General features: G+C 68.8%; 15 protein-coding genes. 7 read left to right on the top strand and 8 right to left on the bottom strand.

Annotation, left to right across the window (positions count from 1 at the left end; genetic code table 11):
- Positions 1-723: NADP-dependent oxidoreductase (locus VGP60_RS23775; protein WP_327550275.1), on the top strand; the 723-nt coding region annotated here is incomplete at its 5' end.
- 174 nt (positions 724-897) lie between these two features.
- Here VGP60_RS23775 and VGP60_RS23770 read toward each other — a convergent pair.
- From VGP60_RS23770 to VGP60_RS23750, 5 genes are all read right to left on the bottom strand, one after another.
- Entirely contained in the window at positions 898-1,929 is a 1,032-nt protein-coding gene (locus tag VGP60_RS23770) for a LacI family DNA-binding transcriptional regulator (RefSeq protein WP_327550274.1), read from the bottom strand.
- A 142-nt stretch (positions 1,930-2,071) separates the two neighbouring features.
- Positions 2,072-2,965 (bottom strand): cyclase family protein, encoded by an 894-nt coding sequence (locus VGP60_RS23765; protein WP_327550273.1) that lies wholly within the window; start codon positions 2,963-2,965, stop codon positions 2,072-2,074.
- The gene (locus tag VGP60_RS23760) at positions 2,962-3,453 is read right to left on the bottom strand and encodes a VOC family protein (RefSeq protein WP_327550272.1); all 492 of its coding nucleotides are present in this window, start codon (positions 3,451-3,453) and stop codon (positions 2,962-2,964) included. The genes VGP60_RS23765 and VGP60_RS23760 overlap by 4 nt, the downstream gene beginning before the upstream one ends.
- Positions 3,454-3,463: 10 nt before the next feature.
- Positions 3,464-4,243: an SDR family NAD(P)-dependent oxidoreductase gene (locus tag VGP60_RS23755; RefSeq protein WP_327550271.1), complete on the bottom strand. Its 780-nt coding sequence runs from the start codon at positions 4,241-4,243 to the stop codon at positions 3,464-3,466.
- A 30-nt stretch (positions 4,244-4,273) separates the two neighbouring features.
- Entirely contained in the window at positions 4,274-5,611 is a 1,338-nt protein-coding gene (locus tag VGP60_RS23750; protein WP_327550270.1) for an adenylosuccinate lyase family protein, read from the bottom strand.
- 174 nt (positions 5,612-5,785) lie between these two features.
- Between VGP60_RS23750 and VGP60_RS23745 the strand changes: the two genes are divergently transcribed.
- The 3 genes from VGP60_RS23745 to VGP60_RS23735 are packed head-to-tail and all read left to right on the top strand — an operon-like array spanning position 5,786 to position 9,019.
- Positions 5,786-6,727, top strand: a complete 942-nt coding sequence (locus VGP60_RS23745) for a thiamine pyrophosphate-dependent dehydrogenase E1 component subunit alpha (RefSeq protein WP_327550269.1) — start codon at positions 5,786-5,788, stop codon at positions 6,725-6,727.
- Positions 6,720-7,694, top strand: coding sequence for an alpha-ketoacid dehydrogenase subunit beta (locus tag VGP60_RS23740; RefSeq protein WP_327550268.1), 975 nt, complete (start codon positions 6,720-6,722; stop codon positions 7,692-7,694). The genes VGP60_RS23745 and VGP60_RS23740 overlap by 8 nt, the downstream gene beginning before the upstream one ends.
- 38 nt (positions 7,695-7,732) lie before the next feature.
- Positions 7,733-9,019, top strand: a complete 1,287-nt coding sequence (locus VGP60_RS23735; RefSeq protein WP_327550267.1) for an MFS transporter — start codon at positions 7,733-7,735, stop codon at positions 9,017-9,019.
- 161 nt (positions 9,020-9,180) lie between these two features.
- Here VGP60_RS23735 and VGP60_RS23730 read toward each other — a convergent pair whose 3' ends face one another.
- Complete coding sequence (locus tag VGP60_RS23730; RefSeq protein WP_327550266.1) at positions 9,181-9,465, bottom strand: muconolactone Delta-isomerase family protein; 285 nt, start codon at positions 9,463-9,465, stop codon at positions 9,181-9,183.
- A gap of 402 nt (positions 9,466-9,867) precedes the next feature.
- Here VGP60_RS23730 and VGP60_RS23725 point away from each other — a divergent pair, with 402 nt between their 5' ends.
- Genes VGP60_RS23725 through VGP60_RS23715 form a run of 3 tightly spaced genes read left to right on the top strand, consistent with a single transcriptional unit; the run spans position 9,868 to position 13,619 of the window.
- The gene (locus tag VGP60_RS23725) at positions 9,868-10,815 is read left to right on the top strand and encodes a sugar ABC transporter substrate-binding protein (protein ID WP_327550265.1); all 948 of its coding nucleotides are present in this window, start codon (positions 9,868-9,870) and stop codon (positions 10,813-10,815) included.
- 5 nt (positions 10,816-10,820) lie between these two features.
- Positions 10,821-12,311, top strand: a complete 1,491-nt coding sequence (locus tag VGP60_RS23720) for a sugar ABC transporter ATP-binding protein (RefSeq protein WP_327550264.1) — start codon at positions 10,821-10,823, stop codon at positions 12,309-12,311.
- A gap of 30 nt (positions 12,312-12,341) precedes the next feature.
- On the top strand, positions 12,342-13,619 hold the full coding sequence (locus VGP60_RS23715) for an ABC transporter permease (protein WP_327550263.1): 1,278 nt from the start codon (positions 12,342-12,344) through the stop codon (positions 13,617-13,619).
- A gap of 18 nt (positions 13,620-13,637) precedes the next feature.
- Here the strand turns inward: VGP60_RS23715 and VGP60_RS23710 are convergent, their stop codons facing one another.
- Together VGP60_RS23710 and VGP60_RS23705 are read right to left on the bottom strand one after the other, a co-directional pair.
- Positions 13,638-14,615, bottom strand: coding sequence for a LacI family DNA-binding transcriptional regulator (locus VGP60_RS23710; protein ID WP_327550262.1), 978 nt, complete (start codon positions 14,613-14,615; stop codon positions 13,638-13,640).
- A 44-nt stretch (positions 14,616-14,659) separates the two neighbouring features.
- On the bottom strand, positions 14,660-15,733 hold the full coding sequence (locus VGP60_RS23705; RefSeq protein ID WP_327550278.1) for a Gfo/Idh/MocA family oxidoreductase: 1,074 nt from the start codon (positions 15,731-15,733) through the stop codon (positions 14,660-14,662).
- Between the last annotated feature and the right edge of the window lie 88 nt (positions 15,734-15,821).

Here is a 15,821-nt window from a genome sequence, read left to right as displayed (position 1 = left end):
GTTGAGGCCGCCGGTGTCATCGAGGCGGTGGGCCCGGACGTGAGCGACTTCGCCGTCGGCGACGAGGTGCTCGGCTGGCCGCTGACCGGATCGTATGCCCAGTATGCGCTGGCCAGCTTGCTGATCGCCAAGCCCGCCGCGCTCGACTGGGACCGGGCCGCGGCGTTGCCCGTTGTCGGTGAGACCGCGCTGCGCGTGGTGGCGCTGCTCGGGCTGCGCGGCGGCGAGACCCTGCTCATCCACGGTGCGACCGGCGCGACCGGCGCGATCGCCACCCAGTTGGCCGTCGCCCAGGGCGTGACTGTGATCGGCACCGGCAGCGCCTCCAACAGCGACTACATCGCCTCCCTCGGCGCGACTCCGACGACCTACGGCGAGGGCCTGGTCGAGCGCGTGCGCGCGCTCGCGCCGAACGGTGTCGACGCGGTGCTCGACGCGGTCGGCCACGGCACGCTGCCCGACTCGATCGAGCTGCGCGGCGGCACCGAGCGGATCGTGACCATCGCCGACCCGGCTGTGGCGGCCGCCCTCGGTGTCACCTTCTCCGCCGGCAACGTGCAAGACAGCACCCTTCCTGAACTGGCCAAGCTCGCCGAGCAGGTGGCCAGTGGTGAGATCACCATCGCGCTCTCGCGCACCTTCGCGCTCGCCGACGCGGCCGCGGCGCACGAACTGGTCGAATCCGGCCACCCCGGTGGCAAGATCCTCATCGACCCCAGCTGACCGGCGAGAAACGTACGGGGCACCGAACTCCAGGGCGAGGAGCGCGACCGCCGTCGCATTCCTGCTGTCCGACGAGGCCTCCTGCAGCAACGGCGCATTCCTCGCTGTCTACGGCGGCTTCCTCGCCGTTTGCCGTATCCGTGACGGTCCTCGCCGAACACCCGCTCATGCGACTTAGCGCGGCGGCCCGGTGGATTCCCGGACGACGACCTCGACGGGGTCGGTGACGACCTCGGTGATGGTTTCTTCCGGGCCCCGCTGCGCGAGGAGTTCCAGCGCGCGGCGGCCGAGTTCCTCCAGGGGCATACGCACGGTGGTCAGGCTCGGGACCAGGTGGCTGGCCAGGGCCATGTCGTGCACGGCGATCACCGAGACGTCCCGCGGCACCGACAGGCCCCGTGCGTGCACGGCGTGCAGTGCGCCCACGGCGGAGGCGACGTTCGCGACGAACACCGCGGTCGGCGGGTGGGGGATCGACAGCAGTTCGTGCATTGCGGCGGCGCCACCGGCGGGGGTGTAGTCGGCGTGTGCGATGTGGCCGGGGTCCACGTCCAAGCCGGCCGCGGCCATCGCCGCTGAGTAGCCGGCGCGCCGCCGCCTTGCGGTGTCCGCGCCCTCGGGACCGGCAAGGTGCGCGATGCGCTGGTGCCCGAGCGAGACCAGATGGTCCACGGCCAGCTGGCTGCCCCGCTCGTCGTCGAGGATCACATACCGGTGCGAGCCCTCCGTCCGGCGGTTCACCAGCACCCATGGCACCTTCGACGCTCGCAGCTGCTCCAGGTCGTGCCCGGACTCCTCACCGGCGAACAGCAGCCCGTCGACCCTGCCTTGGCCGAGCAGGTCGAGGTAGTGCCGCAAACCGATCCGCACCCCGTTCGAGCTCGCGGTCATCAGCCCGTAGCCGAGCTGCCCCGCGGCCTGCTCGGCGCCCTTGATGATCTCGGCATATACCGGGTTCGCGAAGTCCGGGATGAACAGGCCGTACACGTAGGCGCGCGCGGTGCGCAGACTGCGCGCCGCGGCGTTGGGCCGGTAGCCGAGCTTGTCGATGACGTGCTGCACCCGGGTACGGGTTTCGGGTCGGACACTCAGGTTCGGGTCGTCGTTGACGACCCGCGACACCACGGACCGGTCGACTCCCGCCAGCCGCGCGACGTCGTTGAGCGTCACTTTGGCCGGCCGTGCCGGTTTCCGCATATCCGGCATAGGCCTCCGCCTTTTCCGCCTGAAGCATTCCTGCCCACCCTAACTGTCGCGAGCCGGAGGTTGGGCAGGCCGGGCTGGGCCGTGCGATGCCCGGCCGGTGGTACCGAAGCGGTCCGCACCGCCGCCGAAGACAGGTACGCGGTCAGAAGAGGCACAGGGGGTTGACGGGCGATCCGGTCCCGCCGGGGACGCGCAGCGGTGCGACGGTGAGCAGGAATTCGGCCGTGCCGAGCTCGGCGCAGACCTCGACCAGTCCGGCGAGGCGCGGGCAGTCGAGCAGCACCAGCCCCATCGCCACCAGTCCGATCTGGTGCAGCGGCAGCGGGACGGCCTTACTGGGGAACGGGATCTGGTCGACGCAGTCACCGCTGTACACGGCGACTTCGCGTTCGTGCAGCCAGGGCAGGCAGCTCGCGTCAAGCCCGGCGCGCACGCTCGGGTCCTCGGTGCCCTGCTCGGCTTCCCGGCGCTCCAGGCCGACGTGCACGAACACCGCGTCGCCGGAGGTGACTTCGGTTCCGGACAGGCGCTCGGCGGCGGTCAGATCCTCGGCGGTGACGGCCTCGCCCGGAGTCAGGAACGGCACCCCGCGCACGGCCGTGACGTCCAGCAGGACGCCGCGGGTGACGATCCCGTCCCGTTGCGCGTGGATCGAACCGGACCGCAAGCCGTCGGGCCGCAGCAGCTCGTCCGAGCGGCGGCCGTTGTAGGCGTTGCCCTCCCAGAACACGTGGGTGATCGCGTCGAGGTGGGTGATGGCGAATCCGTGCGGAGCCAGCTCGAAACTGTCCAATGCGGACGTCGGGGACGTCGAATCGAACAACATCCGGTGCCGCAGCGGATCCGCGTTCAGCTGATCGGCCACTGTGGACAGATCACGGCCGATGGACACGCTGCGGCCGTGCTTCACCAGTGCGGCGGCCGCATGCCGTGTGGCGTCGGTGATGTAGTTCAGCGTGCCGAGCTCGTCGTCGGCACCCCACTTGCCGGTGTTGGAACAGCGGTCGAACAGGGCAACGATCTCGTCGTCGGTCACTGATTCGCTCCTTCGTCCGGGTTCAGCCGGTGTGCGGGCGGCTGGACCATTTCGAGCACGATCTGGTCGGGATCCTCGAAGTAGCAGGTGAATCCGCCCGCGTTGATCCCGGCCGTGATGTCGTTGGGCGGCGAGTAGAACTTGACGCCCGCCGCGGTCAGAGTCCGGTAGCGGTCGTGGATGTCGTCCACGGTCAGCGCGAGGTGCGCGGCACCGGGATTGCGGATCTCGGCCTCGCCGCGGGTGCCCTTCGGCTGCAGATACTGCACGAGCTCGAGGTCGTGGCTGGACAGGCCGCGCGGCTGCCCGGGCACCACCAGCTGCGCGATCCGCAGATGCGCGTCGGGATAGCCGACCAGCCGGCGGGTGTACTCGTTGCTCTGTTCCTGGGTGTGGATCAGGTCGAAGCCGAGCTGGTCGGTGTAGAACGCCACCGAGGTGTCCAAATCGGACACTGTGAAACTGAAATGCCAGACGCCGTGCAACACGTGAACTCTCTCAATCCATTTCGAGGCCGCCGCAGACGTTCACGGCCTGCCCGGTGATGTAGGAAGCGGACGGCGAAAGCAGGAAGCCCACTGTCTCGGCCACCTCCGCCGGGGAAACGATGCGCCCCAGCGGGATCTGGGCGGCTTGCTTGTCGAACGACTCCTGCGGGGTGATGTGCTCGATCTTCGCCTTCGTCTCGTGGATGGCGCGGGTCATTTCGGTGTCGACCACCCCGGGACAGATCGCGTTGACGTTGATCCCGAATTCCGCGAGGGCCTGGGCCGCCGAGCGGACGACGCTGATCACGCCCGCCTTGCTCGCCGCGTAATCCGCGGCGGTCGCCCGGCCACCGCGCCCGGCGACCGAGGCCACCGCGACCATGGCTCCGCCGCCGTGCTCGCGTGCCCGCCGGGCCACCGCCTGCAGCAGCAGGAAGGTGCCCTTGAGATTGACCGACATCGTCAGGTCCCAGCTGTCCTCTGGCAGTTCGAGGAATGGCCGGTTGCGGATCATCCCCGCGGCGCTCACCGCGAGGGTCAGCGGCCCCAGCTCGTTTTCGGCCATGGCCACGACCTGCTCCACGGCTGCGCCCGAGGTGACATCCACGGGATAGACGCGGGCCACGCCACCGTCGCCGGTGATCAGGTCCGCGGTCTCCTGGGCCGGCCCCGTCGCGATGTCGGCGACGGCCACCTTGGCCCCTTCCGCGGCGAGCAGCCGGGCGCACGCGCGCCCGATCCCGCCACCCGCACCGCTGACGATCGCGGTCTTTCCGTCGAAACGTCCCATTGAACCTCCTCGTTCTTGGGGCTTCTGCCTTTAGATTTCTGTGCTCCACAACGCGAGTGCTGCGTTGACGGTCTCATGTGGACGGCCGAGATAGGACTCGGGCGGCAGCTCCTCGATCGTCGCGGCCACCTCAGCCGGCAAGGCATGGCGCAACGCCGTGAACAGCGGTTCGCCGGTCGCGCGGCAGTGGCCCACGGCTTCGTAGACCACGTCGTGGGCGCGTTCGCGGCCGAGCCGGTCCGCCAGCCGCATCATGTACGCCTCCGCCATCACCAGGCCGCCATCGGCACGCAGATTGGCGCGCATCGCTTCCGGGAACACCTGCAGCCCGGCCGCGATCGAGGCGGAGGTGCGCAGCGCGGCCGCGCTCAGGCAGACCAGCTGCGGGAGTACCTGCCACTCCGCCTGCCATTCGCCCGCGGCGCGCTCGTGCCCTGCCTCCATCACCCGGAACAGTGCCGAACTCAGTGCCCCGGTGGTGGCCGACAGGCCGATCACCGCCTCGGACTCGATCGGGTTGACCTTCTGCGGCATCGTCGAGGACGCGCCTCGGTGGTGCCCGGAGGCCTCGCCGACCTCGGCGATCTCGGTGCGTGACAGGTCGACGACCTCGCGGGCGAAGCGCGCGCAGGTCCCGGCGAGCAGGGAGCAGACCAGCCCGAACTCGGCGAGCCCGTCGCGTGCCACATGCCACGGGACGTCCGTGGTGCGCAGGCCGAGCAGCTCCGCGACCCTCGCGCGCAGCGCCACCGCGCGGTCGCCGTACGCGGCGGAGGTCCCGCCCGCGCCGAACAGGGACACGACCGCGAGCCTGGTGCGAGCCGCCGCCAGCCGGTCGCGGTGGCGCGCCAGCTCACCGACGTAGGTGGCGAGCTTCGCGCCGAACGTCGTCGGCACGGCCTGCAACGCGTGGGTGCGCCCGGCGATCACGGTCTCGACGTGTTCCTCCGCCAGCCGGGCCAGCGAATCGCCGAACTCGGTGAGCAGCTCGCCGAGCCGGGCGGCGGCCTCGTCCAGCTGCAGGGCCAGCCCGGAATCCATGATGTCCTGGGTGGTGGCGCCGTAGTGCACCCGTCCCCGGTGGACCTCGGGCAGCGCGGCGTCGATCTGGCGGACGAGCGACAGGATCGGGTACCCGACCGTGCGGGTCTCCTTCCAGAGCCGTTCGTGATCGATGTTCCCCGGCTTCGCGGCGTCGGCGATCGCCCGCGCGTCGGCGGCGTCGAGTACGCCCAGTTCTCCCTGTGCGGTGGCCAGTGCGGCCTCGACGCGCAGCCACGACCCGACTGTCGCCTCCTCGGACAGGACCTGCGCGGTGCGGTCGTCGCCGTACAAGCCGACGAGCATCTCGAAGCGCTGCGGACTCATCGCCCTCCTTCTTGCTCGGTAGTCGATCAACATGCAGTCAATCGATTGTCTAATCCTACGGCGGCTCAGAGTCAAGCTCAATGCACACCGGGTTTGCAAGTCTCGGAACCCTGTGTTTTAGTGAGATCAATCGTTTGACTAACCGAGCGGGACACCGCGGTGGTGGAGGTATCGATGACAACGGATCGGCTCGCAGCTGACCTGCGCGCGATGTGGCGGATCAGGGCCTTCGAGGAGAAGATCCAGGCCCTGCACAAGAACGGGGACGTGCGAGGCTCGGTCCACCTGTGCATCGGCCAGGAGGCCGGCCCGGTGGGTGCGTGTGACGCGCTCGGCGAGCCCGACGCGCTGTTCGCGACCTACCGCGGGCACGGCTGGGCCATCGGCCGCGGGACGCCGCTGCGCCCGCTGTTCGCCGAACTGCTGGGCCGCGCCACCGGCGTCAACGGCGGCCGGGGAGGCTCGGCGCATTTCAGCGCCCCCGAGTACGGCTTTTACGGCGAGAACTCCATCGTCGGCGGCGGGGCTTCGCACGCCGTCGGGGCCGCGCTCGCCGGCAAGTACGACGGCACCGACCGGCTCGCGATGACCGTCTTCGGCGACGGCGCGATGAACCAGGGTGCGGTGCACGAGGCGATGAACTTCGCCGCGGTGTTCGGCCTGCCGGTGCTGTTCCTCTGCGAGAACAACCGGTACTCCGAGCTGACCCCCATCCGCGACATGGTCCGCAACGAGCAGCTGACCGACCGCGCCACCGCGCTCGGCATGCCCGCCACCCGCATCGACGGCAACGACCCGGCCGTGGTCCGCGAGACGGTCGCCGATCTCGCCGAGGCCGCCCGCGAAGGCGGCGGGCCGGCGTTCGTCGAGCTCACCACGCAACGCCTTGTCGGGCACTACATCGGCGACGTGCAGCAGTACCGCACCAAGGAGGATCTCGAGGCCGACGCTCTCGTCGAGCCGATCGTGGTGGCGACCAAGAAGCTCGCCGAGTCCGGTGTGGACACCGACGCCATCGAGCGCGAGGTCCGGGAAGAAGTGGAAACCGCGGCGCGGCAGGCACTCGCCGATCCGGCCGCCGACGTCAGCAAGGTCAAGGAGCACCTCTATGCCTGAGCTCAACTACTCCGGCGCCGTCAACGCGGCGCTCCGCCGCTGCCTCGAAGAGATCCCGGAAACCCTGCTGTACGGCGAAGACGTCGCCAAGCCCGGCGGCGTGCACGGCGTGACCCGCAGGCTGTGGAAGGACTTCGGGGATCGGGTGTTCGACACCCCGATCAGCGAGTCGGCGATCCTCGGTTCCGCGATCGGCGCGGCCATGCTGGGCCGGCGGCCGATCGTCGAGATCATGTGGGCGGACTTCTTCCTCGTCGCGCTCGACCAGATGGTCAACCAGGCCGCCAACGTCCGCTACATTTCCGAGGGCCGGCTCACCGCACCGCTCGTGGTGCGCACCCAGCAGGGGAACTCGCCCGGCGCCTGCGCGCAGCACTCGCAGAACCTCGAGGCGCTCTTCACGCACACACCCGGCCTGCGGGTGGCGATGCCGTCGACCCCGCAGGATGCCTTCGACATCATGGTGTCCGCCGTGTACAGCGACGACCCGGTGGTCGTGATCGACAACCGGACGCTGTACTTCGGCGACAAGCAGGAGGTCGTCACCGACGCCGCGCCCGCCCCGATCGGCGGCAGTCACCTGCGCCGCACCGGTGACACGGCCACCGTTGTCACCTGGGGCGCGATCACCCACCAGGTGCTCGCCGCGGCGGACCGGCTCGCCGAAGAAGGCGTGCAGGTGACCGTCCTGGAAACGCCGTGGCTCAACCCGTTCGACCACGACGCGCTGCACCAGTCCCTTGCGTCCACCGGCGGACGGCTCGCCGTCGTGCACGAGGCCAACACCACCGGCGGGTTCGGCGGCGAGGTCATCGTGCGCGCGCTCGAAGCGGGAGTCCTTTCCGGACGTCCACTTCGGATCGGCACGGACGATTCGCGGATCCCCGCCACTCCCGAACTCGCCGCCGCCCTCATCCCGGGCGCCGACCGGATCTTCACCGAGCTGAAGCAGTTCCTCACGAGGTGAACTGAACCCCCTGGAGTCCCCCCTTCCTGGAGTCAATGATGACCAAGGTTCGTTACCAGGTGTTCGCGATGAACTTCGTGGCCTGCCTGATCAACTACGGCGACCGCATCGCCCTGTCCGTCGCCGCACCGTTCATTCTCGCCGAATTCCATTTCTCGCCCGCGCTGTGGGGAATCATCCTCAGCGCGTTCTTCTGGACGTACTCGCCGTTCGCGCTCCTCGGCGGATTCATGGTCGACCGGATCGGCGTCCGCAAGGCGTACACGATCTGCATGCTGGTGTGGTCGCTGACCATCCCGCTCACCGCGAGTGTGTGGAGTGCCGCGTCGCTCATCGTCGCCAGGCTGCTCTTCGGGGCGGGGGAGGGGCCCCAGGCGCCGATCAGTACCAAGCTGACCGCGAACTGGTTCCCGATGCGGCAGACCTCCACGATGCTCAACCTGGCCCAGTCGGGCACCACGATCGGGCCGATCATCGCGACCCCGCTGGTGGTGTGGGCGTGCACGACCATGGGCTGGCGGCCCGCCTTCGTCATCCTCGGCGCCCTCGGGATCGTGTGGTGCGCGGTGTGGTGGTTCGTCGCCAGGGACCGGCCGCAGGACCATCCGCGTGCCGATGCCGCCGAGCGGGCCTACATCACCGCCGACCACGAGACCGTGCCGGGCACGGCGAATGAAGGAAAGGTCCGGTTCTGGGCGCTCCTGCGCACGCCGTACGTCCTCGCGTTGGCGATCGCGTTCTTCGCCTACTCCTGGGTCCTGTTCATGTTCCTCACCTGGTACCCGACCTATCTCGTCGAGGCGCGCGGGGTGAACAAGGCCGACCTCGGCGGGATCGCCACCCTCCCGTGGGTCGCGGCGACGGCAGGCTTGATCGCCGGCGGGTTCATCGCGGACAGGCTCATCAAGCGGTCCGGCAGCTTCGTGAAACCGCGCAAGTGGATGATCGTCGGCTGCCTGGTCGCGGTGGCGGTCTGCTTCGGGCCGTCGCCGTTCGTCCAGTCGCCCACACTCGGACTCGTGCTGGTCTGCGTCGCGATCTTCTTCCTGCTCGCCAGCTACCAGTACCAGGCGCTAGTCGTCGCGCTGGTGCCCGAAAGCCATCGCGGCCGCCTCGCCGGTGTGATCCAGATGTGCTCGACACTGGCCGGCATCTTCGCGCCGATCGTGACCGGCGCGGTGGTCGAGGCGACCGGCAGCTACACCCCGGCGTTCGTGGTCGGCGCCGCGCTGGCTGTCGTCGGCGCACTCGCGGTCCTGGTGCTCGTGCGGGAGAAGCGGATCGTGTCCCCGGCGAGCCCGGTAACGGCCGCCGCACTGGCCTAGTGTTGCGTAACCCTGCTCGTCTTACGATTTGCTGGGGCTCAGGCGGCGCCTCGCTGCGTTGTCGAACAACCAGGTACAACAGAGGTACCCGGTTGTCCTCCGCCTTGCGATGCATCCACCTGAATCCCCAGCAAATCGTAAGGAAGCAGGATTACACAACACTAGGTCGTGTCGGCGGCGAGCGGGTGGGTCGCGAGCGCGGTCACGGAGATGTCGGCATAGCTCCACACCGGCAGGCTGGTCAGTGCGTCGTGCAGCTCGTCCGGCGTCGATGCCGACCAGATGCCGACGTTGGCCAGCCGGCCGGGAATCCGCCAGATCTGGCGCAGCGTGCCGGAATCACGGAGCACCCGGCCGCGCTCGGCCTCACGCCGAAGCAATGTGGCCCGCTCGGCCTCCGCCAGCTCTGGTGGCAGGCTCACCTCGATCCGCACCAGGAAGTCCATCTGCCGTCCATTCAGTCCAGTGTGGATTTGATTCGTCGTGCGGCGGCGGCCGGTTCGTCCGTCGAACCGGCAACCAGCCGCCCGCCTTGTCCGATGTGGACAAACGTTTGCCCGATCGTAGGCCTGGCTGTTGGCGGCGGTCAACCAGCGGCGGCAATATGGCTATTGACAAGAGATCGGGCACGGGTGAGGCTGTTCACACCGATCCAGTCAATCGTTTGTCCTGGCCTCGTGTCGAGCGTTTGCTCGAGGCCGCCAAGCACGTCGTTTCCGGTGCTTGTGTCCCAACCACCCAGCAACCTGATTTCGAACGGGGTCAAACCAGTGAGCGCAGTCATGCACAGAGCAGTGCGGAAAGTAGTGCGCAGGAGATTTCCGGCCCTCGCCGCGGGAGTCGCTTTGGTGGCGTTCACGGCGGCGTGTGCGTCGCCCGATGCCACCACGCCGGGCAGTTCGTCGAACTCCGGCGGTCCCTTCACCATCGGCTTGGCCAACCAGCAGGAGTCGGTGACCTTCCCGGCCGCGATCACCAAGGGCGCCAAGGACAAGGCGGCACAACTCGGTGACAAGCTGGTCTCCCTCGATTCCCAGGGCGATCAGCAGAAGCAGGCCAGCCAGGTCCAGGACCTCATCGCTCAGCAGGTCAGCGCCATCCTGCTGGTGCCGCTTTCGCCGGGACCGGCGCAGGCACTGGTGGATCAGGCGAGTGCGGCGGGTATCCCCATCGCGACCGTCCACGGTTACGTCGGAGCCGATCGCGCGGTCGACGACCCGTACTCGAAGCTCAAGTTCGTCCTGGACGAAAACGAGGCCGAATCGGGCGCGACGGCCGGCCAGATGGCGTTGAAGGCCTTCCCCGCGGGGGGCCAGGTCGCCGTGATCACCGGTGCCCCCGGCTTCGTCGAGAACACGACCCGCGTCACCAAGTTCCAGGCCGCACTCGACGGCGCTGGGGCGGGCAAGTACAAGATCGTCGCGAACCAGCCGGGCAACTGGACCAAACAGGACGGTCAGTCGGCCTGTCAGAACATCCTCGCCGCCAATCCCGCGGTCGGCCTGCTCTACGCGATTTCCGACGACATGGCCGTCGGCTGTGCCGCCGCGGTCAAGTCGGCCGGGTCGAGTGCGAAGGTCATCGGCATCGGTGGTTCGGCGGCCGGCATCGAGGGCATCAAGTCCGGTGAGCTCTACGGAACCGTCTGCTACAAGCCGTATGACGAAGGCGGCATGGCGGTGCAGATGATGCACGACGCGCTGGCAGGCAAGACTTCCACCCCGCCGAAGACGACCTTCTACGACACACCGGGCGTGACGGCCGACAACGTGTCGAGCTGCGTCCCCCAATGGTGACTCCCGTGGCCCCGTTGCTTGCCGTCGAGGACGTCCACAAGGTCTACTCCAGTGGCACCCACGCCTTGCGCGGTGTCTCACTCGCTGTCCGGCCCGGCACGGTCCACGGGCTGATCGGTGCGAACGGCGCGGGGAAGTCGACGCTCATCAAGATCATCTCCGGGGTGGAACCACCCAGCAGCGGCGGGCTTTCCTGGAAGGGCGAGCCCGCCACCTGGACCAGCCCACTCGGCGCGCTTGACGCGGGCTTGGCCGCGGTCCACCAGCACACCCCGCTGGTCGAGCCGATGAGCGTGCTGGACAACGTGTTCCTCGGCCGGCGTGAGTCGGCCCGCTGGGACGCGCCGGCCCGGCGGCAGGAGCTGCGCGAACTGTGCGAGCGGATCGGGTACGACCTGGAGCCCGACGAAGCCGTCGGCAAACTCTCGGTCGGTGGCCGCCAGATGGTGGCGATCCTGCAGTCGCTGGCCAGGAATCCCGCGCTGGTGCTGCTCGACGAACCCACAGCCGCGCTGTCGCCCACGGAACGGGACATCCTGTTCCGGTCCGTGCGGCGGCTGCGCGAGCTGGGCACGACCTTCATCTACGTGTCGCACTTCCTCGACGAGATCCTCGATCTCACCGACCATCTCACCGTGCTGCGGGACGGCCAGGTCGTGGTCGACGAGGACACGAGTGCCACCACCGAACAACAGCTCGTCACCGCGATCGTCGGTGCCCGGCTCGCCCGGATCGAGCAGAGCGGGCCCACGCCCGCGGCTGCGCTCGGCGAACCGCTCCTCACCGTCGAAAACCTGTCGTCGCCCGGCAACTTCGGCCCGGTCAGCTTCACCGTGCGTGCTGGTGAAGTCGTGGGGATCGCGGGGCTGCTCGGCAGCGGCCGGACCGAGCTGCTCGAAGCGATCTTCGGCGCGGACGCCGCCGCGAGCGGCAAGGTCCGGATCGGTGAGCGGACCTTGCGCGGGCGATCACCGCGCCGCGCGGTCCGGGCCGGGCTCGCCCTGGTCCCGGAGGACCGGTCGCGGCAGGGCCTGCTGCGGGACTGGGAGATCTGGCGGAACACCTCGCTGCCGTACCTGCCGTCGATGTCCTGGCGTTCGCTGGTGCCCGATCGTGACCGTGAACGCGGCTTGGCCGGGCGGGCGGTCGCCGATCTCCGGATCGCGGCAGGCTCGGTCGAGACGCCCGTCGGCGAACTCAGCGGCGGCAACGCCCAGAAGGTCGTTTTCGCGAAATGGCTCTACGGCCCCGCGAAGGTCTTCCTGCTGGACGAGCCTTCGGCAGGGGTCGATGTGGGTGCTAAGGCCGACATCGTCGGGCTCATCCGGAGCCTGGCGGCCGACGGCAAGGCAGTGCTCATCGTCTCCTCCGAGTTCGACGAGCTGCGCGGCGCGTGCGACCGGATGCTGGTCATGCGCAGGGGGCGGATCGTCGCCGAACGATCCTCGGCCGCCACCGATCTCCATGAACTGACCGCTCTCGCCAGCGGCCTCTGACTCAATCAACAACGACAGAGAGCGAAACCCATGAGCTCCGCCACCACGACCGGCGACCGTCCTTCGGGCGGGTGGCGCCGCGCGTTGTCCCCGCGTTCGGCAGGCGTCGTCTACGCGCTGCTCCTCTTGGTGACCATCTTGACGATCACGACGTCGGCACAGGGCCGCCCGCCGTATCTCAGCAGCGTCAACCTGAGCAATATCCTCGATCAGGCCTCCCTCATCGGGATTCTGGCGATCTTCATGACGCTCACACTGATCACCGGCAACTTCGATCTCTCCGTCGCGTCGACCGCGGCGCTCGCCGGGACGGTCGCGTTGAAACTCGTCGACCAGTACGGCGCGCTTTTCGCGCTCGTCGCGGCCCTGCTGACCGGTGCCGTGGTGGGATTCGTGAACGCGGTGCTGGTGCAGAAGGTCGGCGTCAACGCCTTCATCGTCACGCTCGGCACCTTGACCGCCGTCCGCGGTGTCGTGCAGGCGATCCTCGACGGGCAGAGCATCACCGCCAAGAACAGCTCCTTCCACGATTTCGCCACCGCGCGGTGGGCCTTGCCGTCGGTGGCCGCCGTCGTCATCGGTGCCCTGCTGGTGATCGCGGCCGTGGTTCTGGCCCTGCGCAAGGAAAACCGGATCGCCGGGCTGGGTGCGACAGCGCCCTTGTCCCTGTCCGGCATCGCGCTGGCCTTCATCGCCATCGCTCAGCCCAAGATGCTCACCCAGACCACACCGGTCTGGATCATGCTCGCGCTGACCGTCATCGTGAGTCTTGTCCTGCGGCACACGGTCGTCGGGCGCAATCTTTACGCCACGGGCGGCAATTCCGAGGCCGCGAGGCTTTCCGGCATCAGCGTCGACCGCTACAAGATGGGTGCGTTCGTCCTCAATGGACTCGTGGCCGGCGCCGTCGGCGTGCTGTACGCGGGCCGGTTCAACTCCGTCGACCCGACCGTGCTGACCGGAGGCGAGCTCACCGTCATCGCCGCGGCCGTGCTCGGCGGAACGTCGCTACTCGGCGGTTCCGGGTTCGTCTCGAAATCCGTGGTGGGCACACTCATCCTGTTCACCTTGAGCAACGGCTTCAACGTGCTCAACATCGGCTCCAACTACCAGAACGTCGTCCAGGGCGGGGTGCTGGTGGCCGCCGCGGCGTTGTACACGGCGACCAGTTCCCGTGGCCGTTCTGTGGTTCGTTCGTGGTTTTCGCGGCGCACCCCCAGCGGTGGCACGGCCGGGGTACCCGCTGTCGAAGCAGAGCAGCCGAAAACCGCCGCGGACGCCGGGGAATTGGGTGGCTTGCGGCGGTGACCGGTCACGTCGGCGGTCTCACCTCGGTGGTGCCGTGCTGTCCCGGACGATCAGTTCCGTGGTGTCGCGCACGACCTTTTTGATGTCCGCGCCGACATCCTCGTCGAGCAGGGCGAGGATGCCGGCACGGCCCATCTCGGCCAGCGGCATGCGTACGGTGGTCAGCGCCGGCGCGAGGTTCGCCGCCAGCGCGATGTCGTGGATGGCGACCACGGACAGCTCGTCGGGGATTTTCACCCCGGCCGAGCGTGCCGCGGTGAGCGCGCCGATCGCGGCGGCCACGTTGGCGACCAGCACCGCGGTCGGGCGCTCGGGCATCGCGAGGAGTTCCCGCATCGCTTCGGCCCCGGCCTCGCTCGTGTACCCGTTTCCGACGACCAGGGCGGCGTCGGGCTGTAGCCCGCCCGTGCGCAGCGCCCGGCGGTAGCCGTTGAGGCGCCGCCGGGCGGTGTCGCTTTTCACAGGGCCGCGGATATGCGCTATGCGCCGGTGGCCGAGTTCGATCAGGTGCCGCACGGCGATCCGGCTCGCCCGTTCGTCGTCGGCCAGGATCATCCGCTGGACGCCGGGAATGCGCTGGTTGACCGAGACGACCGCGCGGCCGGTCGCGATCATCGCTTCGATGGCGTCCGGCGGAATCCGGTCGGAGGCGAGGAGAAGTCCTTCGACGCGGCCCGAGGCGAGCATCCGCACATACCGCTCGGGACGGTCCTCGAGCGCGGTGCCGGTCAGCAGCAGCGCGTCATGCTCGTCGGCGGCCTGCTCAGCGCCCTTGATGATCTCGGCGTAGATCGGGTTCGCGAAATCGGGAATCAGCAGCCCGAAGGTGCCCGACTGCGCTGTTCGCAGGCTGCGGGCAGCGGCGTTCGGGTGGTAGCGCAGCTCCTTGATCGCCGCGACGACCCGCGCGCGTGTCTCGTCCTTGATGACCAGCCGCTCATCGCCGCTGATGACCCGGGACACCACAGAGGGGTCGATGTGGGCGAGCGCCGCCACGTCGGCAAGGGTGACTCGAGTGGGCCGCTGGTTTCTTGGCACGGTCACCGCGCCGGAAGTGCTTGTGTGGCACCGGAATCGATAGCCGCGTAGCAGGCCTCGACCAGCCGCAGGGTGTCGAGGCTGTCGGCGCCCGTCGTAGGTGCCGGGGTGCCGTCGGCGATCGCGGCGAGCAGCGCACGCATGGGGCCGGCGAACGCGTCGGGAATCCAGCGGGTGGTCACCGGGTAGGGGACCCAGCCATCGGTAGGGAGCGCGATGCTGTTCACCTCCAGGGTGTCGGGACGGCCATCCGGATAGTCGTACAGCAGTCCGATGGTCCCGCGCACACTGCCCTGCGAACCATCGACGCGCAAGCGGGCGTAGTGGTCTCCGGTGATGTTCTCGTGGTTGACGTTCACCAGTGCGCTGCGGCCGTCGTCGTACAGGAGCGTGGTGGTCGTCCTGGTCTCACCGGCCGCGAGCTGGCCGGGGCGCCGCCCGGCGGCGCAGAAGACGCGCTGGGGAGTGCCGAGAATCGAGCGGATCGAGTCGAAGTAGTGGATCGAGTGGTACATCAGGTCCAGCCGCGGCGAGGTCACCAGCCAGTTCCACGCCGACCAGTCGGTGCTGATGTTGACGTCGATGGTGACCGAGGTGAGCTCACCCAGCCAGCCCGCTTCGGCAATGGCCCGGGCGGCCGCGATTCCTTCGCCGTAGCGCATCTGCTGGTTCACCACCAGTTTCCGGTCCAGTTCCGCGGCGAGCTCGACGAGTCCGCGGGCCGTGTCACTGTCCACCGCGAGCGGTTTCTGTGCCAGGACGTGCTTTCCGGCGCGCAGCGCGCGACGCGCGATCTCGGGCTGGGCTTCCGGCACCACGGCGATGTCGAGCACATCGATCTCGGGGTCTTCGAGCAGTTCGTCCAAACTGGACACGCGTGGCACGCCGAACCGGTCGGCGACCTCTTTCGCGAGGTCCTGGTTGAGATCGCAGATCGCGGCGACGGGCAGGCCGGCCTTGCGATACGCCGGCAAGTGTCCGACTTGGACGATCGCACCGGCGCCGACCACGCCGATCTTTCGGTGATGGCCGGGCGGAATGGTCAGCTCGCAGGCGGCCGCGATAGGGGCGAACATGTCGAGCACGGAGGGTCTCCTGGATATCTCGAGCGAACTTCGGATGGCGGATCTCTTCCTCATTTGACCACCGCGTGATAGGAACAGT

It is taken from the genome of Amycolatopsis sp. (genome assembly GCF_036008905.1).
Taxonomy (GTDB): Bacteria; Actinomycetota; Actinomycetes; order Mycobacteriales; family Pseudonocardiaceae; genus Amycolatopsis.
The sequence above is the reverse complement of the archived record's forward strand: the minus strand, read 5'-3'. Positions and strand labels throughout refer to the sequence as shown.